This window comes from Caulobacter radicis (assembly GCF_003094615.1).
GTDB classification, from domain to species: domain Bacteria; phylum Pseudomonadota; class Alphaproteobacteria; order Caulobacterales; family Caulobacteraceae; genus Caulobacter; species Caulobacter radicis.
Window position 1 is genome coordinate 187,140 of the sequence record NZ_QDKO01000010.1, and the last position, 23,430, is coordinate 210,569.

The following is a 23,430-nucleotide window of genomic DNA, read 5'->3' on the forward strand; positions in this document are numbered from 1 at the left end:
TGGGGCTGGGTTCGAGGGGGCTTTGATGAAGTACGAGGTCGAGGCGGGGCTGGCGGCCGAACGCCTGCGCAAGCTGGTTCTCATCGCCCTCCTGTCGGGTTTGGCCGCGCCGGCGGCCCTGGCGGCCGAGCCGCCCTTGACCCTGAAGGCGTTGCGCGACCTGCCGCCGGAGCAGGTCATCGCCCGCGCCTTCGCCTCATCCCTCGAGGCGGAGCCACGGGCCACGGTCACGGACACCCGGCCCGACAGCTATGCGCTGTACAAGGTAGAGACCTCTCTGGCGCTGCGCCCGGTCGCCGATCGCGTCTGCCGCCAGCAGGTCCTGACCTTCCGGTTCGCGCCGCAGTCCGCCACGGCGACGTATCGCACCATGGATCCGCCGTCCGTCGTCGACCGACTGACGATCGCCGAGCATTATCGGCTGGTCGCGCCGGGGCGGTCGGATTGCGCCGGCGCCGCCTGGCCGCCGTTCAGGGCCTCGTCCGACATCGTGGCCGCCGACGGCGTCCGCCGGCTGGAGGCGTTGCTGGCCGCGCCCGAGCGCTGGCGGTTCAGTTGCGCTCAGCCCGGCTGCGATCTTTCCAAGGTGCGGGTGCAGGACCTGCGCGGCGTCTGGGGCGAGGCGGGCGGCGAGCTGATGCTCAACGGCGAGATGGCCGGGCGGACGGGCTGGACCATCACCATGTCGGCGAAGGACGACGTCGCCGTCCTGTCGACCGGACCGACGCCGCCGAGCTAGGGCCGGCTCAGCCCTTGGTCTGGCGCGCCCGCAGGGCCGTGGACGAGGCGAAGTTCAATGGGCCGGTGAGATAGACCCAGGCCGGGACGTCGGCGTCGGCGATGGTGGCCGCGGCGCTGGCCGGGCGGCGGGCGAAGGCGAAGCGGCGGGCGGCCGGCGAGGAGCGGGCCTTCAGCGCCGCCCAGGGCCGCGAGACCACGGCCACGGGGACCTCGCGCATGATCTGGGTCCAGCCGCGCCAGCGGTGGAAGGTGGCCAGGCTGTCGGCGCCCATCACCCAGACGAACTTCACGCCCGGGAAGCGGGCCTTCAGCACCCGCAGGGTGTCGATGGTGTATTGCGAGCCCAGGCGCGTCTCGGCGTCGGAGACGATCATGCTCGAGCCGCGCGCCCAGCGGCGGGCCTCGTCCATGCGCTCGGACAGGGGGCGCGTCTCGCGCGAGGATTTCAGCGGGTTCTGCGGCGAGACCAGCCAGATCACCTTGTCGAGGTTCAGGCGATGCAAGGCCGTCTCGGCCACGTGGGCGTGGCCCTCGTGCGCCGGGTTGAAGCTGCCGCCGAACAGCCCGACGCGCATGCCCGGCTCCAGGTGGAAGCCGAGGCGATGGGCGCTGGGGCGGCCGGCCTCAGGGACGAGTCTGGCCGGTCCCGCGAACCACATACTTGAACGTCGTCAGTTGCTCGGCCCCGACCGGACCGCGGGCATGAAGCTTGTCGGTGGCGATGCCGATCTCGGCCCCGAAGCCGAACTCGCCGCCATCGGCGAACTGGGTGGAGGCGTTGACCAGCACGATGGCGCTGTCGACTTGGGCGACGAACCGCTCGGCGGCGGCGGCGTCCTCGGTGACGATCGCGTCGGTGTGGCCAGAGCCGTAGGTGGCGATGTGCTGGGCCGCGCCGTCGACGCCGTCGACCACGGCCACGGCGATGATCGGGGCGAGGTACTCGGTCGTCCAGTCCTCGGGGCTGGCGGCCTTGAGTTCGGGCTCGATGGCGCGGGCGGCCGCGTCGCCGCGGATCTCGCAGCCGGCCTTGATCAGCACGTCGGCGATCGGCGGCAGCAGCTTGCCGGCCGCGGCGCGGTCGATCAGCAGGGTTTCGGCCGAGCCGCACACCGAGACGCGGCGCATCTTGGCGTTCAGCACGATGTCGGCGGCCTTCTTCAGGTCGGCGGCCTCGTGCACGAAGACGTGGTTCAGGCCTTCCAGGTGGCCCAGCACCGGGGCGCGGGCCTCGGCCTGGACGCGGGCGACCAGGCTCTTGCCGCCGCGCGGGATGATCAGGTCGATCGACCGGTCCAGGCCCGACAGGATGGCGCCGACGGCGGCGCGGTCGGTGGTGCGCACCATCTGCACCACGTTCGCCGGCAGGCCGGCGGCGGCCAGGCCCTTCAGCACGGCGGCGTGGATGGCGAGGTTGGACTCGATGCACTCTGACCCGCCGCGCAGGATCACCGCATTGCCCGACCGCAGGGTCAGGGCCGCGGCGTCGGCCGTCACGTTGGGACGGCTTTCGTAGATCATGGCGATGACGCCGATCGGCGTGCGCACGCGGGCGATGTCCAGGCCGTTGGGACGCTGCCAGCGGGCGGTCTCCACGCCCAGCGGATCGGGGATGGCGGCTACGGCCTCGACGCCGGCGGCCACGCCTTCCAGGCGCTGCTCGTTCAGCATCAGCCGCTCGATCATCGGCGGGGTCAGGCCGTTGGCGCCGGCCTTGTCCAGGTCGCGGGCGTTGGCGGCCAGGATGGCCGGGGCCTCGGCGCGGATGGCGGCGGCGATGGCGGTCAGGGCGGCGGTGCGCTGGGCTGGCGTGGCGAGGCGAAGCGCGCGCGCGCCCTCGCGGGCCGCCTGGCCCATCGCCCTCATCGTCGCCTGCAGGCCCCCGGCCGCGTCGTCCATGGCTCGTCCGTCCCCGGATATGCTCAGATTGAGGCTTACCTAGGCTCTTTGGGGCGTGGGGGAAATGGCCAATTGCTGGCGGTGGTCCGAGAAAGCTTGAATGGCATGTCAGGATCTCCCGACATAATGTCAGGTTGACATGACATTTTGCTCGTGTCAGGTTTGCCTTACATCAACGGGAGGCGAGCCATGCTGGCGATCGGAAAGTTCCAGACCTCGGCGCACAAGCGCTACGTGATCCGCACCATGGCGTTCATGATCCCGTACGTGCTGGTCAACACCGGCGCGATCTTCGGGGCCTTCGACGACATCAGGACGCCGGTGGCGGCCTGGGCGCTGGCCCTGGTGGTGTCGGCCCCGGTGGTCGGCCAGATCTGGGCGACCCTGGCCCTGATGGCCGAGTCCGACGAGTTCGTCCGCGCCCTGGTCGCCAGGCAGTTCATCGTCGCCTCGGGCGTGGCCATGGCCCTGTTCTCGGTGTGGGGCTTCGGCGAAAGCTACGCCCACGCGCCGCACCTGCCGGGCTGGCTGATCTATCCGCTGTTCTGGGCGGTGTTCGGAGTGGTCTCGCCCTTCATCCGGAGCACCCGATGAAGAACCGCCTGAAGCTGCTGCGGGTCGAGCGCGGCTGGACCCAGGAGCAGATGGGCCAGGCCCTGGGCGTCTCGCGCCAGGCGGTCAACGCCCTGGAGACCGAGAAGCACGATCCCTCGCTCGACCTCGCCTACCGGATCGCCGCCGTCTTCGAGCGGCCGATCGAAGAGATCTTCGAGAACCCGCACGTCCGCTGAAGACGTTCCCTGACAGTTAGGAGACCCCCATGTCGCTCGCCTTCCTCGGCGGCCGCGCGGTCGCGCGCGCCTGCATCATCGTCCTGACCGTCCTCTTGGGCCTCGGGATCGCCGTTTCCGTCGCCAGGGCGCAGCCGGCCTTCGCAAGCGACCGCCTGACCGTCGAGGTGGTGGGGCAGGGGCCCGACGTGATCCTGATCCCGGGCCTGGCCTCCTCGCGCGAGGCGTTCCGGCCGCTGGCCGACCGGCTGAAGGCCACGCACCGCGTGCACCTGGTGCAGTTGTCGGGCTTCGCCGGCCAGCCCTGGACCGGCGGCGAGGGCCCGTTCGTCGACCCGGCGGTCGAGGCCCTGGCGGCCTACATCCGCTCGGCCGGCCTCAGGCAGCCGGCGGTGATCGGCCACTCGATGGGCGGGCTTTCGGGCCTGCTGCTGGCCCAGCGTCATCCCGGGCTCGTGGGGCGGGTGATGACCGTCGACAGTCTGCCGTTCTACAGCGCCATGTTCGGGCCGGCCGCGACGAGCGCCAGCGCCAAGCCCTTCGCCGACCGCATGGCCGCGGGGATCCTGTCGGCCAGCCCCGAGGTCTTCGCCGCCCAGCAGGCGGCCGCCGCCAAGGGCCTGTCGAAGACCCCGGCCATGCAGGAGGCCATCGTCGCCTGGTCGCTGGCTTCCGACCGCAAGGCCGTGGCCAAGGCGATTTCCGAAGTGATGACGCTGGACGCCCGTCCGGGCCTGGCGGCCATGAAGACGCCGGTCACCGCCCTCTACGCCGTCGACGCCGAGGGCGCGCTGCCGCCGGCCGTGGTCGGGGCGCTGTGGATGCGCGAATACGACGCCCTGCCGGGGGTCAAGCTGGTCCGGATCGAGGGGAGCCGCCACTTCATCATGGCCGATCAGCCCGAGGCCTTCGCCAAGGCGGTGGATGGGTTCTTGAAGTAGCCGGACTGCTCCCTTCCCCCTTGATGGGGGAAGGGCTGGGGATGGGGGTGATGCGGCGGTTCAGCCGCCAATGCCCTAACCACCCCCACCCAACCCTCCCCCATCAAGGGGGAGGGCTCAGGCACGGATCAGCTGTTCACCGCCAGGTCATCGGCGTGGATCATCGGGCCTTCGGTGAAGCCGAGCTCGGCCTCGATGGCGTCGCTGCGCAGGCCGGCGATCCGCAAGGCGTCGGCGCTGTCGTAGCGCACCAGGCCGCGGGCGACCTCGCGGCCGGTCTCGTCGCGGACGCGGACGGCGTCGCCCTTTTCGAAGGGACCTTCGATGGCGCGGACCCCGGCCGACAGCAGGCTCTTGCCGGTCTTCAGGGCGGCCACGGCGCCGGCGTCGACCGTCACCCAGCCCTGCGGGGCCAGCGAACCGGCGATCCAGGCCTTGTAGGCGGCGGCGGGCGAGGCGGCGGCCTCGATCAGGGTCGCGGGCGCGCCCTCCTCGATGGCGGCCAGCGGACGCGGGCGCGAGCCCAGGGTGATCAGGGTGGCGCAGCCGGCGGCGCGGGCGATGCGGGCGGCGGCGATCTTGGTGGCCATGCCGCCGGTGCCCACGCCGGCGGCGGCGTTGGCGCCTTCGGCCATGGCGGCGATCGCCGGAGTGATCTCCGAGACACGCGGAATGTGGGTGGCGGCCGGGTCGCGGCGCGGGTCGGCGGTGTAGAGGCCGTCGATGTCGGACAGCAGGACCAAGAGGTCGGCGCCCGCCAGCTGGCCCACGCGGGCGGCCAGCCGATCGTTGTCGCCGTAGCGGATCTCTTCGGTGGCCACGGTGTCGTTCTCGTTGACGACCGGAACCACGCCCAGCGACAGCAGGGTCTCGACCGTGGCGCGGGCGTTCAGCCAGCGGCGGCGGGTCTCGGTGTCGTCGCGGGTCATCAGGATCTGGGCGACGCCGACGCCGTGCGGCTCGAACGCCTCTTCCCAGGCCCGCATCAGCAGGCTCTGGCCGGCGGCGGCGGCGGCCTGCTTTTCCGGCAGGGTGATCTTGCGGCCCGACAGGCCCAGGCGCCGGCGCCCCAGCGCCCCCGCGCCGGACGAGACCACCACCACCTGCTTGCCGGCCGCGCGCAGGGCCGCGGCGTCGGCGCAGAACGCCTCCAGCCAGCCCTTGTTGGCCGCGCCGGTGGCGGCGTCGACCAGCAGGGCCGAACCGACCTTGAACACGATCCTCCGGGCCTGGCCCAGAGGTCCCCCGACCCCCAGGTTCACGGCTGCCAGCCCCCCGGCGTCTCCTCGACGTGGTCCTCGTCCTCCTCGATCTCGGCCACCGCGTCGCCACGGCGCACGCGCACCTGGCGATAGGCCGCGCGCAGGAGCTCGGTGACCCCTTCGCCCGACACGCCGGAGATCAGCAGCGGCTTGACGCCGGCCACGGCTTCCAGCTCGGCCTGCTTGGCCGCGCGGGTCTCCTCGTCCAGGGCGTCGATCTTGTTCAGCGCCAGGATCTCGGACTTGTCGCCCAGCTCGTCGCCATAGGCCTCCAGCTCGCCGCGGATCGTGGTCCAGGCGCCGACGATGTCGTCCTGGGTGGCGTCCACCAGGTGGATCAGGGTGGCCGAGCGCTCGACGTGGCCCAGGAACCGGGTGCCGAGCCCCGCGCCTTCCGACGCGCCCTCGATCAGGCCGGGGATGTCGGCCAGCACGAAGCGCTCGCTGGTCGACAGGTCCACGACGCCCAGGTTCGGGGTCAGGGTGGTGAAGGGATAGTCGGCGATCTTCGGCTTGGCGGCGCTGGCGGCCGCCAGGAAGGTCGACTTGCCGGCGTTGGGCAGGCCCACCAGGCCGACGTCGGCGATGAGCTTGAGGCGCAGCCAGAGCCAGCGCTCCTCGCCCTCCTGGCCGGGATTGGCCCACATCGGGGCCTGGTTCACCGGACCCTTGAAGTGCAGGTTGCCCCAGCCGCCGTTGCCGCCCTTGGCCAGCAGCACGCGCATGCCCGCCTCGTCGAGGTCGACGATCAGGGTCTCCTTGTCCTCTTCCAGCACCTCGGTGCCGACGGGGACCTTCAGGACGATGTCGTCGCCGGCCGCGCCGTGGCGCTGGCGGCCCATGCCGTGCACGCCGGTGCCGGCCTTGAAGTGCTGCTGGTAGCGATAGTCGATCAGGGTGTTGAGGCCTTCGACGGCCTCGATCCAGATGTCGCCGCCGCGACCGCCGTCCCCGCCGTCGGGGCCGCCGTATTCGATGTACTTCTCGCGTCGGAAAGACACCGACCCGCCGCCGCCGTTTCCGGAGCGGATGAAGATCTTGCATTGATCCAGGAATTTCATGGGCGTCTTTTGTCCCAACACGGGTTTCGCGTCGAGCAAAATGGGCTTTGCGCAACCTGTGGAACGCGCGACCAAGCGCCGCCCGTGTCGATATTGCGACAAACAAGCGCTGCCCTGAACGCTGTTCGGCGTCGTGACGAAATGTTAAACACGCGGTGCGACAAACGGTCTCGGGGCGAAAATTCTCTATTTCTCGTGGAGGGGGGAGGCGTCCGTTGTCGACGGAAGCGAACGTCAGGGATGAACTCGATCAGGACCTCAAGGACCTGACGCTGCAGACGCTGTGCCGCAAGTATGCGGGCGAGGCGTCCATCCATCGGAACATCCTGATGAGCCGCGGCACCGGCGTGACCGGGACGTGGCGCGACTTCCGCGCCTTCCTCGGCGACATCGGCACGCGGCCGTCCGAAAACCATGTCCTGGTGCTGATCAACCGGCTCGAGCGCACCTATGGCCCCGGCCGCGCCCGCTGGATGACGCCCGAGGAGCAGGCCGCGCACGAGGCCGATTTCGACCGCGTCCAGGCCGAAAAGAAGCGCGAGGCCCAGAAGATCGAGCACGAGGCCGCCGCCATCCGCCGCGCCAAGGCCCCGAACGCTCCGAATTTCGGCCAGTTCACGCCGATGGCAGGCCAGCAGGTCAGCTTCACCGACGTGGCCCGGAAGCTGAACATCCCGGTCGGGGCCCTGTCCAAGACCATGGCCGGCGGCCGCAGCGCCGACGAGCTGGTCAAGCGCGCGGCCAGCGCCGCCGAGGTGATCAACACCGAGGCCAGCTGGCTGCCGCCCGATCCGGCCCGCAAGGCCAACTTCTTCGAGGCCTTCCGCATCTGGCACATGCAGGTGCAGCCGCAGTTCAGCCGCGCGGCCACGCCGACCTTCCTGTTTCTCTACATCGCCCTGCCGGTGATGAAGGAATGCCGCGACGAACTCGTCGACCTGAACCTGTGGAACCCGCTGGGCCAGCGCGCGCTGACCGCTCGCGACAACCACATCTCGTGGAAGAAATACTGCGAGTTCATGCCGCGCGCGCAGGTGGCGATGATGGAGATCCCCATCTACGCCACCTATTCGCTGCTCAGCGATCTGGACGCCCTGTGCGAGCGCATCGTCACCGCCGAAAAGCGCTTCCGCGAAGGTCCGCAGAAGGTGATCCACACGCATCGGGCGGCTTAGGCCGAGCACCAGGAACCTCCCCCTGTGGGGGAGGTGATCGCGAAGCGATCGGTGGGGGGAGTGTTTACGAAGCCGGCCTCTTCACCGGCGGCTGAAAACGGCCCCCCACCGGCCTTCGGCCGCCTCCCCCAGAGGGGGAGGGGCTTTTATTTCCCCGCCTTCAGGCCCTTCTTCACGACGGCTTCGCGATCCACCGTCAGCCAGCCGTCCTTGTCGACCTTCAGCTCGCCCAACTGGATGACCGTGCGCTGGTTCCAGACCGGATCGGTCTTGGCTTCCTCTTCCTTGCCCTGGCCCACGAAGTAGTAGAGCAGCGCCCGGCCGTCGTTGACGACCACGTCGGGGTGGTGGCCAAGGTCGCGGTCGGTGGCTTGGCTGCCCGGCTTGTCGAGGATGAAGCCCGGCTGGCGCTCCCAGGTCACGGCGTCTTTCGAGCGCAGCACCGCCAGGCCCTTCCAGGCGTCGGCGATCATCCACCAGGATCCCTTGAAGAAGAACACCTTGGGGCCCTCGCCGGCGAAGTCGGCGACGAAGCCGGGCTGGCGGGTCCAGGACTTCAGGTCGGGGCTGTCGGCGAAGAAGATGCGGCTGTCCTTGCGTTCGTCCTTGAACCACATGCGGTAGCCGCCCTGCGGGGCCTTGATGACGCCGGCGTCGATCACCCGGTCCGAGCCGAGGTCGAGGGTGTCGGCGCAGGCCCAGGCCTTGAGGTCGGTGGAGGTCAGGTGGACGATCTTCGCGCCGGCTTCGGGCAGGTTCCAGCGGTGGAAGATCCCCGGCACCACGGTCAGGAACATGTGGTGGACGCCGTTCTCGGTGAAGATTTCGGGCGCCCAGAGGGTTTGGCCGGTGCAGGCGGCGGGGATGTTCGCCGTGCCGGCGTAGGTCCAGGCCAGGCCATCCTTGGAGGTGGCCACGCCGATGGCGGTGGCGTGAAGCCAGGCGACGTCCTTGGGGTCTTCCAGTTTCAGGGTGGCGCGGCGGTTGGTGTAGAACATCCGCCACAGCTTGTCGGTCTTGTCCCAGGCGATGGCGACATCGGCCGCGCCGTCGAACACCGGGTCGCGATAGAGCGGCTTCTGGGCCTGAGCGAGCGCGGCGGCGGGCGCGGTAAGGGTCAGAGCCAGCGCCAGACCGGCCAGTACGCGACGATGCATGATGCCTCCCATATTATGGGTTTGCATCTTACATGATGTGCGTTCGTATCTCTACCTCCCGTCATTCCCGCCCTCGTGGCGGGAACCCCTGGTTCCGCTTGCTGGTGAGGTGCAAGCGGCGTGCGGAGCACGCCGCCGCATACGTCTTTGCGGTGGAGAGAGGGTTTCCCGCCACAAGGGCGGGAATGACGGGCGATGGGGGAAGGCTTCTCAGGCCAGCCAGACCATCATCCGCGTCGGCACGCTGGCCCCGCGCGAGACTGAATCCTTCGCCTCGACGACGCCGGTGTAGAGGAAGCCGGCCTTGACCAGGACCTGGCCCGAGGCGGGGTTGTCGGCGAAGTGGCCGGCGACGACCAGCTTGCGCCGCCAGTCGTGGGCGGCCCAGGACAGCGCGCCTTGCAGGGCCTCGGTCGCCAGGCCGCGGCCCCAGAAGGGCCGGCCGATCCAGTAGCCGACCTCGAGGCGGCCGTCCTCGTTGGGGAAGAAGCCCAGCACGCCGACGACGCCGGCGTCTTCAAGGTCGATGACGAAGGTGGCGTTGCGGTTCCAGTCCTGGGCCTGGACGCGGGCCACGAACTCTTCGGCGTCAGCCTGGCCGTAGGGCCAGGGCATGCGGGTGGTCATCTTGGGGATGGCGTAGTCGGCGCCCAGGCTGGCGATGCGGGGCGCGTCGGACATGTCCGGCGCCCGCAGGGCGAGCCGCCGCGTCTCGATGACGGGACTTCTTTCGATCACGCACATGGCGCGTCTCCCTTTCCCGGCCCTTCTTCACGCGAGGCGCCGATACTGCGACGCGCCTCAGATAGTGCGGGACCGTGACGCTCCAATTGCCTGGATGAGGCTTTTTCTGGAGCATGGACAAACAAAAGCGGGGAGTCCGGCGTCCGGACTCCCCGCTTCGTATTCGTCGCGTCCGGATCGTCTTCGTTTAGGAAGCACGATCCGAAGAGAGACTTCAGATCGTACTATTCGGCGGCCTGGGCCACCGGGGCCACGGTCACGTAGGTACGGTTCTGCTTCTTGGTCACGAAACCCACGGCGCCTTCGACGAGGGCGAACAGGGTGTGATCCTTACCGATGCCGACATTGGCGCCCGGGTAGAACTTGGTGCCGCGCTGACGCACGAGGATGTTGCCGGCGAGAACCTTCTCGCCGCCGAACTTCTTTACGCCAAGGCGCTTCGATTCCGAGTCGCGACCGTTGCTCGACGAGCCGCCAGATTTCTTGTGAGCCATGATGCTCTCCTAATCTTTGACCCGGTTTCCGACGCGCGGACCAGGGTCAGATCAATCCAAAAAGATCCTGGCGGATCTTAAGCTTCAGCTTCCGGAGCGGGGGCGGCAGCCTTCTTCGGCGCGGCCTTCTTCTTCGGAGCGGCGGCTTCAGCCTTGGCGGCCGGAGCTTCCGGGATGGTGAAGGGCACGGCGGCGTCGCCGAGACCGCGGGCGCGGGCGTCGAGGATGACCTTCGGGGTCAGGTCGATCGTGCCGTCCCACTTGCTTTCCTTGCCGGCGCCGGCGACCGACGTCACGCGCAGGACCGTTTCGGCCTGGCGGTGACCGCGGGTGCGGCGATAGCCCTGACGGCGGATCTTCTTGAAGATCTTCACCTTCTCGCCCTTGCGGGTTTCGATCAGGGTGGCGTTGACGACGGCGCCGTCAACGGTGGGGGCGCCGACCGTCACGGCCTCGCCTTCGCCCAGCAGCAGAACTTCGCCAAACGCGACTTCCGCGCCAGGTTGACCGTCGAGCTTCTCGACGACCAGCAGGTCGCCGGCTTGGACCCGGTACTGCTTGCCGCCGGTTTTGATGACCGCGTACATAGGTTAGCGCCTTAAATAACGTGCTGTTCGCAAAATACGGAACGCCCGCTAGGAAACCCGGCGGGCGAGAGGGGCGCACTTATAGCGCCGAAAGCCTGTGAGTCAACGGCCAAGGGAGCCTCTAAAGTCCTTGACTGGATTCAAGGGGAAGCCTGTGTCGCGCCGTCCGCATGACTCCGCTAGCTCGTTATTTTGTAACAGGCTATAGCGCGGGCGTGACGTCCGCCTTCTTCGCCTCGATCGCGGCCACCGGCTTCATGGTGGCCTTCCTGCACGCGGCCCTGCCAACCCATTGGCTGCCGTTCGTGCTGGTCGGCCGCGCGCAGAAATGGTCGGCGGGGCGGACCCTGGGCGTGACCCTGCTGGCGGGCCTGGGCCACGTGGCCCTGACCATCCTGCTGGGCCTCGTCCTGGTGATCGCGGGCCTGGCGCTCGAGCCGCGCCTTGGCCACCTGTTCCACTGGATCGTCGGCGGGCTGATGGTGGCCGTCGGCCTCTTCTATATAGCGCGCGGGCGCCACAGCCACGCCCTGCCCGAGGCCGGCCGGCGGACCTATGCCTCCGACCGCGCGGCGATCACGGCCCTCGTGGTGCTTCTGACCCTGTCGCCGTGCGAGGCCTTCCTGCCCTACTACCTGGCCGGCATGAAGCACGGCTGGGGCGCGTTCCTGCTGCTGAGCCTGGTGCTGCTGGCGGCCACCGCGGCGGGCATGCTGCTGTTCACCGGCCTTTCCCTGGCGGGCGTCAAGCGCCTGAACCTCGACTGGCTGGAGCGCTACGAGGAGACCATCCTGGGCGCCGCCCTGGTGCTGGTCGGCCTGGCGGTGGCGTTCCTGAAGACGTAGGGGGCGCGAAAACCTCGTCCTTCGACAAGCTCAGGATGAGGTTTTCGACTGCACGGCGGCGCCTTGGTCCTCATCCTGAGCCTGTCGAAGGACGAGGGCCACGCACTGACGCTTTCGCTTCCGACCCAGCCGCCCTAAATACCCGCCATGACCCAGACCGCTCCCGCCCCCGGCAAGATCCCCGTCACCGTGCTGACCGGCTATCTCGGCGCCGGCAAGACCACGCTGCTCAACCGCATCCTCACCGAGGAGCACGGCAAGCGCTACGCCGTGATCGTCAACGAGTTCGGCGAGGTCGGCATCGACAACGACCTGGTGGTCGGCGCCGATGAAGAAGTGTTCGAGATGAACAACGGCTGCGTCTGCTGCACGGTGCGCGGCGACCTGATCCGGGTGCTGTCGGGCCTGATGAAGCGCAAGGGCGGCTTCGACGCCATCGTCGTCGAGACCACGGGCCTGGCCGATCCGGGCCCGGTGGCCCAGACCTTCTTCGTCGACGAGGACGTCAAGGCCCGCACCTATCTCGACTCGGTCACGGCCCTGGTGGACGCCAAGCACATCATGCTGCGCCTTTCGGACAGCAAGGAAGCGGTCGAGCAGATCGCCTTCGCCGACCAGATCGTGCTCAACAAGACCGACCTCGTGGACGAGGGCGACCTTCGCCACGTCGAGGCCCGGATCCGCAAGATCAACCCGCTGGCCCCGATCCACCGCGCCCAGCGCTCGAACGTTCCGCTGAGCGCCATCATCGGCAAGCACAGCTTCGACCTGGAGCGGATCACCGAGCTGGAGCCGGATTTCCTGAACCCCGCCCACGGCGAGCCAGGCCACGTGCATGACGAGCACTGCGGCCACGATCACGGGCACGGGCACGGTCACCATCACCACGACCATGACCACGTGCACGACGAGCACTGCGGTCACGACCATCATCACCACGATCACGCTCATGGGCACGACCACAAGAGCGACATCCACGACGACGGCGTGAAGGGGATCTCCCTGACGCTCGACAAGCCGGTGGACGGCCAGAAGGTCACCGTCTGGCTCAACGAGCTGCTGGCGGCCAAGGGCGTCGACATCCTGCGCGCCAAGGGCATCATCGACGTGAAGGGCGAGGAGCGCCGCCTGGTGTTCCAGGCCGTGCACATGATCCTGGAAGGCGACTTCCAGCGCCCCTGGACCGACAAGGACAACCGCTACAGCCGCATGGTCTTCATCGGCCGCGACCTCGACGAGGCCGAGCTGAAGAAGGGCTTCGAGGCCTGCGTGGCTTAATGAAGATGCTCCCCCTGAAGGGGGAGCTGTCGCGGAGCGACTGAGGGGGAAGACGGTCAGGTTCAGCGGAAGCTGAAAACGGCCCCCCTCCGGCCCTCTGGGCCACCTCCCCCAGAGGGGGAGGATCCAAGAAAAAGGCCCTCTCCGATGGAGAGGGCCTTCGTCGTTTCTACTGCCCCGGAGCCGGCCGCTGGATGGTCGGCTCGAGGTTCTTGATGATCTCGCGGGCGTCGTAGGCGCGCGGGTCGCCCGAGGGCTTGGCGCCCTTGTGCAGGACGATCTCGGTGCTGGCCTCGAACTTCTCGATCGTACGGACCTCGGCGCGGTTGGCGAAGAAGGGGTCGCCCCAGAAGGGGTCCCAGGCGCGCCAGCCGCCGTAGCGGGGGCCGTAATAGCGCCAGGACGGGCGCCAGTAGCCGTACGGGTAGCCATAGCCGAAGCCCGGCCGCATGAACGGGTCCTCGTCGATCACCGTGCGGGCCGTGCGGTCGGTGCGGCGGTCGGCGGTCTCGAACCAGTCGTAGCCCTGCTCGACCGTCACCTCGGCGGCGCGGTACAGCAGGTAGCGCTCGACGGTCTCGCGGCTGGTCAGGCTGTTGCCCGCGAAGCCGACCCGGTAGCGGTCGCCCTCGAGGCGCATTTCGGTGAAGCCGCCCGAGGCCTTCTGGCCCGGAATGGCCGGCTGATAGGGGGTGGCGGTGGCGCAGGCGCTCAGCACGGCGGCGACCGCCGCGAGCGCGAGCCATTTGGCCTTCTTGATGGGCATGACGCGTTCCTCTGGGACGACACTATACTCCCGTACCACAATGCATGGCTGAGCTTTGCGGTTTCGCCAAGGCGAACACGTTGCCGCGATGTAAAAAGAGATTGCCGGCCGGCTGTAGAACGCCGGGCTTCAGCCCCGGGCGACGATCAGCCCTGCGGCGGTGATCAGCAGGATCCCCACCAGGATGCCGAAGCCCTTGCGGAAGCCAGGCTCGTTCATCCGCGAGGCCAGGGCCGCGCCGCCCAGGCCGTAGGCGCTCATGCTGATCAGGTCCATGCCGATGGTGGCGGCGGCGAACATGACCAGCTGCGGGACCAGCGGCCGCTGCACGTCGATGAACGGCGGCAGCACCGCGCCGAAGAACAGCAGGATCTTGGGGTTGGCGATCTGCACGGTGAAGCCGTCGCGGAAGGCCGAGCGGCTGGACGACATGCGCACCCCGGCCAATGCCTGGCCCTCGGCGCCCGCCGGCTTCAGCGCGCCGCGGATCGACTTGATCCCCAGCCAGACCAGATAGGCCGCGCCGCCCAGGGCCAGGATATGGAAGGCGGCGGGGAAGGCGGCGATCAGCGCGCCCAGGCCCAGGGCCGCGAACACGAACCAGACGAGGCTGGCGGTGTTCATGCCCACCACGCCCAGCAGGGCCGCGCCCTTGCCCTTTTCCATGCCGGTGGCGATGGCGAACAGGTTGGCCGGGCCCGGCGTGATGGCCATCACGAACATGGCCGCCAGGAAGGCGCTGTAGCGGGCGGGATCGACGGGCAGGACCATGGCGGGGCTATAGGCTTTTGAGGGGCGTCAGCCCACCCTTATCAGTCCGTCATTCCCGCCCTTGTGGCGGGAACCCCTCTGTCAGCCGCAAGGGCGGATGAGGCGGACTGCCCGGCAGTCCGCTGGCGTCTCACCTGCGAGCGGAAACAGGGTTTCCCGCCACAAGGGCGGGAATGACGGGCGTTGGGGGATTACATCCCCACGCTCACCGCCACCCAGATCGCCCGGCCCAGCGCGCCCAGCAGCAGGGCGAAGGTGGTGAAGGCCTGGATGGCGAAGCCGAGGCCGCGCTTCTTGGGATCGGCGGCGTAGGACAGGGCGTAGATGATCCGGCCCAGGATCCAGACCGCGCCGGCCGCGGCGGCGAAGAGGTCGTTCCAGTAGATCGCGAACAGCCACAGCGACGGCAGGAAGATCACCAGCCATTCCAGGGTGTTGGCCTGCACCCGCACGGCCCGTTCCAGGTCCGGGTGGCCGGTCATGGCCGGGGCGTCGATCTTGGTGCGGGCGCGGGCGGCGCCCACGCGCAGGATCATCCAGATGTAGCAGAGCAGCGCCGCCAGGGTGACGATGGCCACGAGAGCGTGGGTTTGCATGGGCTTGGCGGTCCTCCCCGAACCTTTGATGCGGCGCAATGACGGCCGCGCGCGGGGAGCTTAAGCGTATTCCTGCAGGAAGCTCAAAGCCGTGACGGCCCGGGTCGGAACCGCCGGCCCGGCCTGGGCGCTTCTAGCTTCGTAGACCCTCGTTCCGAACCCTTTCCGAAGAAAGGTCTCGCGCATGCTCGTCGACTCCACCGCGATCCGAGCGATCGACTACGAACCCGAACACGGCAAGCTCATCGTCACCTTCATCGACGGCGACGAGTACGTCTATGTCGGGGTGCCCGAGCGGGTGACGGCGGCCTTCGCGCGGTCGCGGTCGAAGGGACGCTTCTTCCAGCGGATGATCCGCGACCGTTATCCCTACAACCGGATCTGAGGCGGCGAAAAACCTCGTCCTTCGACAAGCTCAGGAAGAGGTTTTCCTCTGCGGCATTTGCTTTGGTCCTCACCCTGAGCCTGTCGAAGGGCGAGGACCACGCATTGCATTCAGGAGATGGTGCGGAGGGCGCTTTACGCCTCCTCGTCGCCTTCCTCTTCTTCCTCGACCGCGACCGGCGCGGCGATGGCGGCGGGCCTGGCCTTCTTGACCCGGCGCGGGGCGGGGACGTCGTCGATCACAGTGGCGACGGTCGGGGCGACGTCGGCCAGCGGCGCGGTCAGGCCCGACAGGGCGCCGCCGTTGAGGCCCACCTCGGCCATCAGCTGGTCGAGCAGCGGCGCCTGGGCGCGATAGCGCAGGGCGCCGCTGACCACCTGGTCGGCCAGGTTGCCGCCGCCGTTCGAGCCGCCGCCGGCGTCATTGGCCGGGGCGCCGCCGGTCGCGCCGTTCAGGCCGTCGACCTGGACGATGCGGATCGAGTCGATCGCTTCCAGCGGCTTGACCGACTCGGCGATGATCCGGTCGAGGTTCTCGATCAGCTTGATGCGGATGGCCATGGCCACCTGGTCGGCCGACAGCAGGTTGGCGGCCTTGTTGAGGGCCTCCTGGCCGGCGGCGTCGACGCCATAGCGCACGCGGGCGGCCTCGGCGGCCAGGCGGACGGCTTCGGCCGTCGCCTCGGCCTCGATGCGGGTCTTGTCGGCCGCGCCCTTGGCTTCCTCGCGCAGGGCCTCGGCCCGGTCGGAGGCGGCGGTCTTCTCGGCCTCGGCGGCGACCCTGACCGCGATCGCCTCGCGCTCGGCCTCCTTGGTCGCCTCGATCAGCTCGATGATCTTCTGGCGGTCGGCGGCCTCGCGCTCGCGGACGGTCTTGACCTGTTCCTCGGCGGCGACCGCGAGGGCCAGCGCCTTGTCGGCGTCGGCCTGGGCCTCGGACTGGGCCCGCGATTTCTCGGCGACGGCGATGGCGCGGTCCTGCTCGGACAGTTCGATCGCCTTGGCCTTCTCGATGGTCTGGGTCTCGACGGCGCGTTCCTTGGCGATCTCGCGCTCGCCCAGTTCCTGCTCCATGGCGATGCGCTGCTGGGCCACGGCCCGGTCGGCGTCGATCTTGGCGGTCTCGATCTGCTGCTGGGCCGAGATCTTGGCGCCCTCGGCCTCGCGAGCCTTCTCGGCCTCCTTCTGCGAAACCTCGGCGGCCTGGGCGGCGCGGCGGATGGCCAGCTCGCGCTCCTGCTCGAGCTTGGCGTATTCCTCGTCGCGGCTGATCTCCAGCGTGCGGCGCTGGGCCTCGAGGTTCTTGGTGCGGATCTGCACCTGGGTGTCCTGCTCGATGTCGTTGCGCAGCTTCTTGCGCAGCTCGATCTCCTCGGTCAGCCGCGTCAGGCCCTCGGCGTCGAAGGCGTTCGACGGGTTGAAGTATTCCATGGCGGTCTGGTCGAGACCCGTCAGCGACACGGTCTCAAGCTCCAGGCCGTTCTTCAGCAGGTCTTCCGACGAGACCTGCTGCACCTTCTGGACGAAGTGGGTGCGCTGCTCGTGCAGCTCGGTCATGGTCAGTTCGGCGGCCACCGAGCGCAGGGCGTCGACGAACTTGCCTTCGACCAAGTCCTTCAGCTGCTCGGGGTGCATGGTGCGCTGGCCCAGGGTCTGGGCGGCGCTGGCGATGGCCTCGGCGCTGGGCTGAACCCGCACATAGAATTCGGCCAGCACGTCGACGCGCATGCGGTCCTTGGTGATCAGGGCCTGCTCGGCGCTGCGGGCCACGGCCAGGCGCAGGGTGTTCATGTTGACCGGAATGGTCTCGTGGAACACCGGCAGGATCAGCGCGCCGCCGTTCATGACGACCTTCTCGCCGCCGAAGCCGGTGCGGACGAAGGAGGTTTCCTTGGAAGCGCGCTTGTAGAGGCGGGCCAGGATCAGGCCCAGGATGAGGAGGCCGACGAGGCTCCCCCCGGCGATGACGGCGATCTCGATCAGGGCAGGCATGCGGATTTACCCCCGAAGTTTGGGAAAGCGGAAAAGGAAGAACAGCAGGAAGGCGAAGGCGGGCGTCACAGCAGCGCCTCGCTCTCGTTGCGGATGGCCAGGAACCGGGCGCCGGCGTTGCGCACGATGATGACGCTGGTCCCCTGTGCGAAGGTCTCGCCGTCCTCGTCGGGCTCGACCATCACGTAGTGGGTCTGGCCGTGGGCGTCTCGGACCCGGGCCTGGGCGGGCGAACCGGCCGTGGCCTCGCCGGTGACGATCACGGCGACGCGGCCGACCAGGGTCTCGCGCGAGACGGCGGTGGTCTCGTCGCCCGGCAGGATGCGGGCCAGCACGCGGCTCAGCACCCGGGTGAAGGGCAGGGCGACGGCGGCCGCCAGCGGTCCGGCCAGCCAGGCCGGGGCCGGGTGGCGGAAGACGCCGGCGATCAGCTGTTGCAGGACGAGCCCCGTCACCCCGAAGGCGAACAGGAAGACCACGATCACCATCAGGAGCGGCAGGCGGCCGACGTTCAGCCAGTTCAGCAGCGAGGCGCCCTGCCCATCGAGACTAGGCCCGTCCAGGCCGTCGTGGCCCAGGCCCGCGCCCAGGCCGGCGGCCTCGACCGCGCCGATCAGCAGCATCAGCAGCAGGGCCGCCAGGAAGATCGTGTTGCCGTCGGCCGACAGGAACCCCCACATCGGCTCAGCCTCGCTTCAGGTCTTGCGAACGGGCGGCGCGCAGGGCGGCCAGGCGCTCGTCGACGCGATGGCCGCGGGCCAGGCGTTCCAGCTCCGACAGCTTGGCGCCGCGCGCCAGCTCGGCGTCGGTGGGCGGCTGCGGGGCCTTGGCGCGGGCGGCCGTCAGGTCGGTCAGGTCCTCGGCCATTTCGCGGCGGGTGGCCTGCAGGGCGGCGAGGTAGCCTTCCAGTTCGGCCTGGCGCTGGGCGGCGTCGGCCACGGCGGTCTCCAGCACCGGGACCTGGGCCTCGATGTCCAGCTGGTGCTCCAGCGCGGCGCGGATCAGGTCCTCGCGGTCCTGGCTCAGGGCCAGCTCGATCTGGGCCGACAGGTCGTCATGGCGGCTGGACTGTTCGGTCAGGCGCTTGGCGGACAGGTGGCGGGCGGCGATGGCGCGGCCGAGCTCGGCGCGCACCTCGTCGATCGCCTGGTCGACCTCGCGCAGCGCCTGCTGGCCCAGCGCGTCGGGCATCACCTCTTCCAGGGCGTCGATCAGGGCGTGGGCGCCGCCGCTGACGATGCGTCCCACTCGGGCGCGCAGGGTATCTGCCATCGGGTCCTCGTCAGGCGTTCGTCGGCCGGTCGGCCGTGGCGGTGATCAGGCGGGTCAGCTCGCCCAGGGCGGCGACGCGGCGGGAGACGATCGTCGGATCGTAGGCGGGGGCGCTGGGAGTGACGCCCCAGCGCAGCATCTGCTCGGTCAGGCGCGCGGCGCAGTCGACGAGGCGCGCCTCGTGGCGGGCCAGGGCCTGTGGATCCGCGCCCGCCAGCTCGGCCGGAGCGGCCAGCAGCACGGCCAGCATCTCCTCGACGGCGGTGGTCAGGGCCAGGGCGACGGTGGAGTGGCGGTCGGACGCCAGCTCGGCCGCGCGCAGGGCCTTCAGGGCCGGGGCGGCGATGTCGTGGGCGGCGGCCAGGGCGGCGTCCCAGCCGGCCGGCGTCTCGGCGCGGCGGCGGGCCTGGCGGATCAGGCCGCGCACCTTGTCGCTGGCCGTGATGGCGCCCTCCAGTTCGAGACCGGCGAGAAAAAGGGCGTCCTCTTCGGACAACCTTACACTCAAGGGCGTGTTCAGTGCGACCATGAGTGGCAATGTGGGGCGTTGTAATACGTTTGTAAACAGCTGCACCTTTCAGCCGGAGATTACATCTTCGTCATGTGCTCGCCGTTTGGTTCGCGCCGCTTTGCCGCCGCCACGGACGCGGGTCGCGACGCACGGCGCTTGAGTCGCGGTCTCGTTCGCTCTGGATCAAGTTCCTTGGTCCCGGCGTGGGCGAAAGCCGCGCAGAGGGGGGCAAATCGTGGGCGTCTCGAACATTTTGAGTGAAATTACAGATGCCGCCCCGGACGCCGGGAACGGGGCGAGGCGATGGTTTCTCCAAGAGGCGTCGCTCTGGGGATAACCGCCGAGGGCGGGAGTGCGACGGCCTTGAACGAGGACCGTCATGTCGAACCAAGGAATGCTGCTCGCGGGCTGTTCCGCCGCCGTTCTGCTCGCCCTGGCCGGCGCCGCCCACGCGGCCGAGCCGGATCCCGTCGCGACCGCGCCGGACGCCGTCGACGAGATCGTGGTGCGGGCCCGCGACAAGGCCGGCCTGATCGAGAAGGAACCCAACAACACCGTCTTCGGCCTCGACAAGCCGCTGATCGAGACGCCGCGCTCGGCCAGCTTCGTGTCGGACCTGACGCTGCAGCGCTACGGCATCGAGACCATCGACGGCCTGACGGCGGTGTCTCCGGGGACCTATACGGCCAGCTTCTACGGCGTGCCCGGCGCGCTTAACGTTCGCGGCACCCTGGCCGAGAACTATTTCCGCGGCTTCAAGCGCATCGAGAACCGCGGCACCTACTCGACGCCGATCGGGGCTGCCGACCAGATCCAGATCGTGCGCGGCCCGCCGACCCCGATCTACGGCTCGGGCAAGGTCGGCGGCATGCTGAACTTCATCCCGAAATCCGGGAAGGGCGAGGGCGGCTATCTCTCCGAAACCCAGGGCGAGGTCACGGCCACCTACGGCAGCTACAACCGCAAGAACGCCACGGCCCAGGTCGGCCTGCCGGTGAACCTCGGCGACGTGGTCGGTGGCGTCCACGTCTATGGCGAGGTCGAGGACAGCCACAGCTATTACAAGGGCGTCTATCCGCGCAGGCAGACCCTGCAGGTGTCGTCCGATTTCGACCTGGGGAACGGCTGGAGCACCGCAATCGGCGGCATGCTCTACCGCTCTAAGGGCGACGTGCAGACGCCGGGCTGGAACCGCCTGACGCAAGACCTGATCGACAGCGGAACCTACATCACCGGCCGGGATACGAGCCTGGTCGACGCCGACGGCAACGGTCGCCTGACGCCCAGCGAGATCGGCTTCTACCCCTACGCCAGCGCCATGTACCTGGCCTATTACGGCTTCCCCGACAGCGACGCCAAGCACACGCTGGACACCGGCGTCGGCACGACCAAGCTGTCGCCGCGCACGGTCTACATCTCGAGCGCCGACTTCTCGAAGACGCAGACCAACACGCTCTATTTCGACGTCGCCAAGGAGCTGTCGGCCGACAGCTCGATCAAGCTTCAGCTGTTCTACGACGCCCTGGAGAACAAGCGCTTCGTCTCCTACGGCTATCCGGCCTGGTTCGACAGCGACGTCTGGGAAGCCCGCCTGACCTGGAACTTCGCCAACGAATTCCTCGACGGCGCGGTCAAGGCCAAGTCGTTCGTCGGCGCCTCGTACCGCGCCTTCGACGGTCGCCGGCGCGAAAGCTACAACAGCGGCCTGATCGCGCTGGACCGCCGCGACATCGCCTTCGGCGCCACCCCCACCGACCTGATCGGCAGCCCCTTCAATCCGGGCGACGGCGTGGCTTGGGAGAACGACAACCGCTCGGAATGGACTCAAGCCGGCCTCTTCTTCACCACCGACATCATGGTCGGCGAGAAGCTGAACCTGATGCTGGGCGGCCGCTACGACGACTACGACGTCACCTCGGAAGACACCGGCTTCCTTTCGTACACCGTGGCCGGCAAGCAGAACGCCTCGAAGGGCAAGGGGACCTACACCGCCAGCGCCACCTACAAGGCCCCGTTCAGCCTGATGCCCTACATCACCTACGCCAAGGCCAGCGCGCTGGAGATGAGCCAGGCCGGCGACATCGCCCCGGGGCTGGTGGCCGACGCCGGCGACGCCTGGCTGTCGGAAGGCGACCTGGCCGAAGCCGGGGTGAAGTTCCAGTGGTTGCAGGGCACGCTGGTCGGCTCGCTGGCCGGCTATCGCCAGAACCGCACCCAGCTGACCGGCATCACCCAGACCCCGACCGGCACCCGCGCCAAGGGCGTGGAGCTGGAGGTCCGCTGGCTGGCCAGCGAGCATTTCAGCTTCACCTTCTCGGGCAACACCCAGCACACCACGGTCAAGGGTCCCGACACCTCGTTCCAGTACGTGCCGGTCCACACCGTCGGCATCGGCGGGGCCAACGGCTTTGGCGGCTCCTACGTGGTCTGGAGCTTCGCCAGCGTCCGGCCGGGCGACTACGACTACACCCTGATCCCCAAATCGGTGCTCAGCCTCTACGGCGCCTACACCTCCGACGCCTACGACTGGGGCAAGGTCTCGGCCACGCTCGGCGTGACCCGGGTGACCAAGACCTCGGGCACGGTTCCCGGCGCGGTGGTCTATCCGGACTACGCCGTGGCCAGCGGCTCGGTCGCCTACGAGTACGGGCCGTACACCGCCACGCTCAACGTCGATAACCTGCTGGACAAGCTCTACTTCACGCCCGTCGGCGACACCTACGCCAACCTGGCGGCCCTGCCGTCCAAGGGCCGCGAGTGGCGGGTGACCCTGTCCCGGAAGTTCTAGTCCCCTGCGGCGCGCTCGCTGCAACGGGCGCGTCGCTCCTTGTCCTGTTCTCCAAGGAGTCCTGCCATGTCGACCTCCCCCTGGCGTCCCTGGCTGATCCTGTCGGTCTTCGCCCTGCTGCTGTTCCTGATCACCGCCTCGACCTTCTCGTCGCTGGGCGTGGTGTTGCCGGCGATGATCAAGGAGCAGGGCTGGGGCTTTGGCCCGGCCTTCCTGGGCTTCACCCTGCTGGGGGCGTTCTGCGGCGGCTCGTCGTGGCTGCCGGCCCTGCTGATCCGCAAGCTCGGCGTGAGGCTGACCATAGTCGCCGGCTCGGCGGTGATGGTGGCGGGCTTCTCGTGCCTGGCCGCGACGCCGGGCCTGGCGGTCTACCTGGTCGGCACGGCCCTGCTGGGCGTCGGCTACCAGATGATGGCCCTGATCCCCGGCACCCACGTGCTGGGCATGCTGTTCAAGAAGCGGGCCCTGCCGTTCGGCATCTATTTCACCATCGGCTCGCTGGGCGGCGTCGTCGGCCCGTGGATGGCGCTGTCGGGCATGGAGATCGCCGGCGGCGCCTGGCGGCCCTACTGGTGGATGCAGGCGGCCGCCTCGCTGGTGGTGGGCCTGGTCTGCACGGCCCTTGTCGGCAGCAAGGCCTGGCTGGCCGCCGCCGCCGCCGAGACCGACAAGGCCGTGGCCGAAGAGATCGAGAACGCGCCGGCGACCAGCAAGGTCTATCGCACCGCCGTCGATTGGACGGTGAAGGAAGCCGTCCGCACTCCGCAGTTCTGGGTGATCCTGGCGGCCTATTTCGCCCACCTGCTGGGCGGGGTCACCGCCGTCAGCCTGGCGCCGAGCCACTTCGGCGAGCTGGGCGTGCCGGCCACCGTCGCCATCGCCGCGATCAGCCTGGAGTCGCTGATGCAGGTGGCCGCCCGGGCCGGCGGCGGTCTCGTCGGCGACCGCATCGACCCGCGCTGGCTGCTGGCGGGCGCGCAAGGGGTGATGGCCGTCGGCCTGCTGGCCCTGACCCACGCCACCAGCTGGCCGGTGATGATGGTGTTCGCCGTCGGGGTGGGGATCGGCTTTGGCCTGACCGTGCTGGCCGTCAGCATCCTGCTGCTCAACTACTACGGCCGGAAGAACAACCTCGAGCTCTTCGCGATGGTCTGCCTGGTCGGCGCCGTCTCGGCCCTGGGACCGGTGATCGGCGGCCTGATGCGCGATCAGCTGGGCGGCTTCGCCCCCACCTTCCAGCTCTTCGCCGCGGTGATCGGCCTGATCTTCGTCGCGGCCCTGTTCATGCGCCCGCCGCGCAAGGCCGTCGAGGCCGAGCCTGTCGGCGAGCCCGTTCCCACCCTGCTGCAAGACGCCGCCTAGCCGAGGATGCCCG

25 protein-coding genes and 1 pseudogene are annotated in these 23,430 nt (G+C 69.1%); 10 read left to right on the forward strand and 16 right to left on the reverse strand.

Annotated elements, in window-relative coordinates:
- Window positions 1–25: 25 nt before the first annotated feature.
- Window positions 26–739, forward strand: a complete 714-nt coding sequence (locus DDF62_RS06560) for a hypothetical protein (protein ID WP_116488379.1) — start codon at window positions 26–28, stop codon at window positions 737–739.
- Window positions 740–746: 7 nt separating this feature from the next.
- Here the strand turns inward: DDF62_RS06560 and DDF62_RS06565 are convergent, their stop codons facing one another.
- Both DDF62_RS06565 and DDF62_RS06570 read right to left on the reverse strand, forming a co-directional pair.
- Window positions 747–1,400: a nicotinate-nucleotide adenylyltransferase gene (locus DDF62_RS06565; protein ID WP_116488380.1), complete on the reverse strand. Its 654-nt coding sequence runs from the start codon at window positions 1,398–1,400 to the stop codon at window positions 747–749.
- Window positions 1,366–2,640 carry a glutamate-5-semialdehyde dehydrogenase gene (locus DDF62_RS06570; protein WP_116488381.1) on the reverse strand — a complete coding sequence of 425 codons (1,275 nt, stop codon included), beginning with the start codon at window positions 2,638–2,640 and terminating at the stop codon, window positions 1,366–1,368. Before DDF62_RS06570 ends, DDF62_RS06565 begins: the two co-directional genes overlap by 35 nt.
- Window positions 2,641–2,829: 189 nt before the next feature.
- On the opposite strand from DDF62_RS06570, the gene DDF62_RS06575 reads away from it, so the two are divergent.
- From DDF62_RS06575 to DDF62_RS06585, 3 genes are read left to right on the forward strand one after another with little or no spacing between them, the layout of a single operon-like run.
- On the forward strand, window positions 2,830–3,234 hold the full coding sequence (locus DDF62_RS06575; protein WP_116488382.1) for a hypothetical protein: 405 nt from the start codon (window positions 2,830–2,832) through the stop codon (window positions 3,232–3,234).
- Window positions 3,231–3,431 (forward strand): helix-turn-helix transcriptional regulator, encoded by a 201-nt coding sequence (locus tag DDF62_RS06580; RefSeq protein WP_116488383.1) that lies wholly within the window; start codon window positions 3,231–3,233, stop codon window positions 3,429–3,431. Before DDF62_RS06575 ends, DDF62_RS06580 begins: the two co-directional genes overlap by 4 nt.
- 29 nt (window positions 3,432–3,460) lie before the next feature.
- Entirely contained in the window at window positions 3,461–4,372 is a 912-nt protein-coding gene (locus DDF62_RS06585; protein WP_116488384.1) for an alpha/beta fold hydrolase, read from the forward strand.
- Between the two features lie 128 nt (window positions 4,373–4,500).
- On the opposite strand, the gene proB is transcribed toward DDF62_RS06585, so the two are convergent.
- Together proB and obgE are read right to left on the reverse strand one after the other, a co-directional pair.
- Window positions 4,501–5,634: a glutamate 5-kinase gene (gene proB, locus DDF62_RS06590; protein WP_116488385.1), complete on the reverse strand. Its 1,134-nt coding sequence runs from the start codon at window positions 5,632–5,634 to the stop codon at window positions 4,501–4,503.
- Window positions 5,631–6,695, reverse strand: a complete 1,065-nt coding sequence (gene obgE / locus DDF62_RS06595; RefSeq protein ID WP_116488386.1) for a GTPase ObgE — start codon at window positions 6,693–6,695, stop codon at window positions 5,631–5,633. The genes proB and obgE overlap by 4 nt, the downstream gene beginning before the upstream one ends.
- 215 nt (window positions 6,696–6,910) lie before the next feature.
- Here obgE and DDF62_RS06600 point away from each other — a divergent pair, with 215 nt between their 5' ends.
- Window positions 6,911–7,870: a hypothetical protein gene (locus DDF62_RS06600; protein WP_116488387.1), complete on the forward strand. Its 960-nt coding sequence runs from the start codon at window positions 6,911–6,913 to the stop codon at window positions 7,868–7,870.
- Window positions 7,871–8,016: 146 nt separating this feature from the next.
- On the opposite strand, the gene DDF62_RS06605 is transcribed toward DDF62_RS06600, so the two are convergent.
- From DDF62_RS06605 to rplU, 4 genes are all read right to left on the reverse strand, one after another.
- On the reverse strand, window positions 8,017–9,027 hold the full coding sequence (locus DDF62_RS06605; RefSeq protein ID WP_244286728.1) for a glycoside hydrolase family protein: 1,011 nt from the start codon (window positions 9,025–9,027) through the stop codon (window positions 8,017–8,019).
- A gap of 210 nt (window positions 9,028–9,237) precedes the next feature.
- Window positions 9,238–9,771 (reverse strand): GNAT family N-acetyltransferase, encoded by a 534-nt coding sequence (locus tag DDF62_RS06610; protein WP_116488388.1) that lies wholly within the window; start codon window positions 9,769–9,771, stop codon window positions 9,238–9,240.
- A gap of 224 nt (window positions 9,772–9,995) precedes the next feature.
- Complete coding sequence (rpmA, locus tag DDF62_RS06615) at window positions 9,996–10,265, reverse strand: 50S ribosomal protein L27 (protein WP_101717037.1); 270 nt, start codon at window positions 10,263–10,265, stop codon at window positions 9,996–9,998.
- Between the two features lie 77 nt (window positions 10,266–10,342).
- Complete coding sequence (rplU, locus tag DDF62_RS06620; protein ID WP_116488389.1) at window positions 10,343–10,852, reverse strand: 50S ribosomal protein L21; 510 nt, start codon at window positions 10,850–10,852, stop codon at window positions 10,343–10,345.
- A gap of 215 nt (window positions 10,853–11,067) precedes the next feature.
- Here rplU and DDF62_RS06625 point away from each other — a divergent pair, with 215 nt between their 5' ends.
- Both DDF62_RS06625 and DDF62_RS06630 read left to right on the forward strand, forming a co-directional pair.
- A complete protein-coding gene (locus DDF62_RS06625; protein ID WP_116488390.1) occupies window positions 11,068–11,697 on the forward strand; it encodes a hypothetical protein in 630 nt (209 codons plus the stop codon).
- Window positions 11,698–11,844: 147 nt separating this feature from the next.
- Window positions 11,845–12,975, forward strand: a complete 1,131-nt coding sequence (locus DDF62_RS06630; protein WP_116488391.1) for a CobW family GTP-binding protein — start codon at window positions 11,845–11,847, stop codon at window positions 12,973–12,975.
- A gap of 169 nt (window positions 12,976–13,144) precedes the next feature.
- Here the strand turns inward: DDF62_RS06630 and DDF62_RS06635 are convergent, their stop codons facing one another.
- From DDF62_RS06635 to DDF62_RS06645, 3 genes are all read right to left on the reverse strand, one after another.
- Window positions 13,145–13,741 carry a CC0125/CC1285 family lipoprotein gene (locus DDF62_RS06635; protein ID WP_101717040.1) on the reverse strand — a complete coding sequence of 199 codons (597 nt, stop codon included), beginning with the start codon at window positions 13,739–13,741 and terminating at the stop codon, window positions 13,145–13,147.
- Between the two features lie 129 nt (window positions 13,742–13,870).
- Window positions 13,871–14,512: a LysE family translocator gene (locus DDF62_RS06640; protein ID WP_116488392.1), complete on the reverse strand. Its 642-nt coding sequence runs from the start codon at window positions 14,510–14,512 to the stop codon at window positions 13,871–13,873.
- Between the two features lie 191 nt (window positions 14,513–14,703).
- Complete coding sequence (locus DDF62_RS06645) at window positions 14,704–15,108, reverse strand: MAPEG family protein (RefSeq protein WP_116488393.1); 405 nt, start codon at window positions 15,106–15,108, stop codon at window positions 14,704–14,706.
- A gap of 184 nt (window positions 15,109–15,292) precedes the next feature.
- On the opposite strand from DDF62_RS06645, the gene DDF62_RS06650 reads away from it, so the two are divergent.
- Complete coding sequence (locus DDF62_RS06650; RefSeq protein ID WP_116488394.1) at window positions 15,293–15,493, forward strand: KTSC domain-containing protein; 201 nt, start codon at window positions 15,293–15,295, stop codon at window positions 15,491–15,493.
- 8 nt (window positions 15,494–15,501) lie between these two features.
- Here the strand turns inward: DDF62_RS06650 and DDF62_RS26075 are convergent.
- From DDF62_RS26075 to DDF62_RS06670, 5 genes and pseudogenes are all read right to left on the reverse strand, one after another.
- Window positions 15,502–15,603: pseudogene (locus DDF62_RS26075) on the reverse strand (hypothetical protein); the annotation flags it as partial.
- A gap of 24 nt (window positions 15,604–15,627) precedes the next feature.
- Entirely contained in the window at window positions 15,628–17,484 is a 1,857-nt protein-coding gene (locus DDF62_RS06655) for a flotillin domain-containing protein (RefSeq protein WP_116488395.1), read from the reverse strand.
- 65 nt (window positions 17,485–17,549) lie between these two features.
- Complete coding sequence (locus DDF62_RS06660) at window positions 17,550–18,164, reverse strand: YqiJ family protein (RefSeq protein WP_116488396.1); 615 nt, start codon at window positions 18,162–18,164, stop codon at window positions 17,550–17,552.
- Window positions 18,165–18,168: 4 nt separating this feature from the next.
- Window positions 18,169–18,756, reverse strand: a complete 588-nt coding sequence (locus DDF62_RS06665; RefSeq protein WP_116488397.1) for a PspA/IM30 family protein — start codon at window positions 18,754–18,756, stop codon at window positions 18,169–18,171.
- 10 nt (window positions 18,757–18,766) lie between these two features.
- On the reverse strand, window positions 18,767–19,252 hold the full coding sequence (locus DDF62_RS06670) for a hypothetical protein (RefSeq protein ID WP_244286729.1): 486 nt from the start codon (window positions 19,250–19,252) through the stop codon (window positions 18,767–18,769).
- A gap of 394 nt (window positions 19,253–19,646) precedes the next feature.
- Between DDF62_RS06670 and DDF62_RS06675 the strand changes: the two genes are divergently transcribed.
- The gene (locus tag DDF62_RS06675; protein WP_116488399.1) at window positions 19,647–22,055 is read left to right on the forward strand and encodes a TonB-dependent siderophore receptor; all 2,409 of its coding nucleotides are present in this window, start codon (window positions 19,647–19,649) and stop codon (window positions 22,053–22,055) included.
- A 66-nt stretch (window positions 22,056–22,121) separates the two neighbouring features.
- Window positions 22,122–23,417 carry an MFS transporter gene (locus DDF62_RS06680; RefSeq protein ID WP_116488400.1) on the forward strand — a complete coding sequence of 432 codons (1,296 nt, stop codon included), beginning with the start codon at window positions 22,122–22,124 and terminating at the stop codon, window positions 23,415–23,417.
- The last annotated feature ends 13 nt before the right edge of the window (window positions 23,418–23,430 follow it).

What these genes read in the sequence shown, in the direction of transcription:
- DDF62_RS06665 (WP_116488397.1), bottom strand. Translation starts at nt 18,756, where the DNA reads ATGGCAGATACCCTGCGCGCCCGAGTGGGACGCATCGTCAGCGGCGGC.
- DDF62_RS06650 (WP_116488394.1), top strand. Translation starts at nt 15,293, where the DNA reads ATGCTCGTCGACTCCACCGCGATCCGAGCGATCGACTACGAACCCGAA.
- DDF62_RS06645 (WP_116488393.1), bottom strand. Translation starts at nt 15,108, where the DNA reads ATGCAAACCCACGCTCTCGTGGCCATCGTCACCCTGGCGGCGCTGCTC.
- DDF62_RS06575 (WP_116488382.1), top strand. Translation starts at nt 2,830, where the DNA reads ATGCTGGCGATCGGAAAGTTCCAGACCTCGGCGCACAAGCGCTACGTG.
- DDF62_RS06565 (WP_116488380.1), bottom strand. Translation starts at nt 1,400, where the DNA reads ATGTGGTTCGCGGGACCGGCCAGACTCGTCCCTGAGGCCGGCCGCCCC.
- DDF62_RS06655 (WP_116488395.1), bottom strand. Translation starts at nt 17,484, where the DNA reads ATGCCTGCCCTGATCGAGATCGCCGTCATCGCCGGGGGGAGCCTCGTC.
- DDF62_RS06640 (WP_116488392.1), bottom strand. Translation starts at nt 14,512, where the DNA reads ATGGTCCTGCCCGTCGATCCCGCCCGCTACAGCGCCTTCCTGGCGGCC.
- DDF62_RS06605 (WP_244286728.1), bottom strand. Translation starts at nt 9,027, where the DNA reads ATGCATCGTCGCGTACTGGCCGGTCTGGCGCTGGCTCTGACCCTTACC.
- DDF62_RS06585 (WP_116488384.1), top strand. Translation starts at nt 3,461, where the DNA reads ATGTCGCTCGCCTTCCTCGGCGGCCGCGCGGTCGCGCGCGCCTGCATC.
- rpmA (WP_101717037.1), bottom strand. Translation starts at nt 10,265, where the DNA reads ATGGCTCACAAGAAATCTGGCGGCTCGTCGAGCAACGGTCGCGACTCG.
- DDF62_RS06635 (WP_101717040.1), bottom strand. Translation starts at nt 13,741, where the DNA reads ATGCCCATCAAGAAGGCCAAATGGCTCGCGCTCGCGGCGGTCGCCGCC.
- obgE (WP_116488386.1), bottom strand. Translation starts at nt 6,695, where the DNA reads ATGAAATTCCTGGATCAATGCAAGATCTTCATCCGCTCCGGAAACGGC.
- DDF62_RS06560 (WP_116488379.1), top strand. Translation starts at nt 26, where the DNA reads ATGAAGTACGAGGTCGAGGCGGGGCTGGCGGCCGAACGCCTGCGCAAG.
- DDF62_RS06630 (WP_116488391.1), top strand. Translation starts at nt 11,845, where the DNA reads ATGACCCAGACCGCTCCCGCCCCCGGCAAGATCCCCGTCACCGTGCTG.
- DDF62_RS06570 (WP_116488381.1), bottom strand. Translation starts at nt 2,640, where the DNA reads ATGGACGACGCGGCCGGGGGCCTGCAGGCGACGATGAGGGCGATGGGC.
- DDF62_RS06580 (WP_116488383.1), top strand. Translation starts at nt 3,231, where the DNA reads ATGAAGAACCGCCTGAAGCTGCTGCGGGTCGAGCGCGGCTGGACCCAG.
- DDF62_RS06660 (WP_116488396.1), bottom strand. Translation starts at nt 18,164, where the DNA reads ATGTGGGGGTTCCTGTCGGCCGACGGCAACACGATCTTCCTGGCGGCC.
- DDF62_RS06675 (WP_116488399.1), top strand. Translation starts at nt 19,647, where the DNA reads ATGTCGAACCAAGGAATGCTGCTCGCGGGCTGTTCCGCCGCCGTTCTG.
- rplU (WP_116488389.1), bottom strand. Translation starts at nt 10,852, where the DNA reads ATGTACGCGGTCATCAAAACCGGCGGCAAGCAGTACCGGGTCCAAGCC.
- DDF62_RS06610 (WP_116488388.1), bottom strand. Translation starts at nt 9,771, where the DNA reads ATGTGCGTGATCGAAAGAAGTCCCGTCATCGAGACGCGGCGGCTCGCC.
- DDF62_RS06680 (WP_116488400.1), top strand. Translation starts at nt 22,122, where the DNA reads ATGTCGACCTCCCCCTGGCGTCCCTGGCTGATCCTGTCGGTCTTCGCC.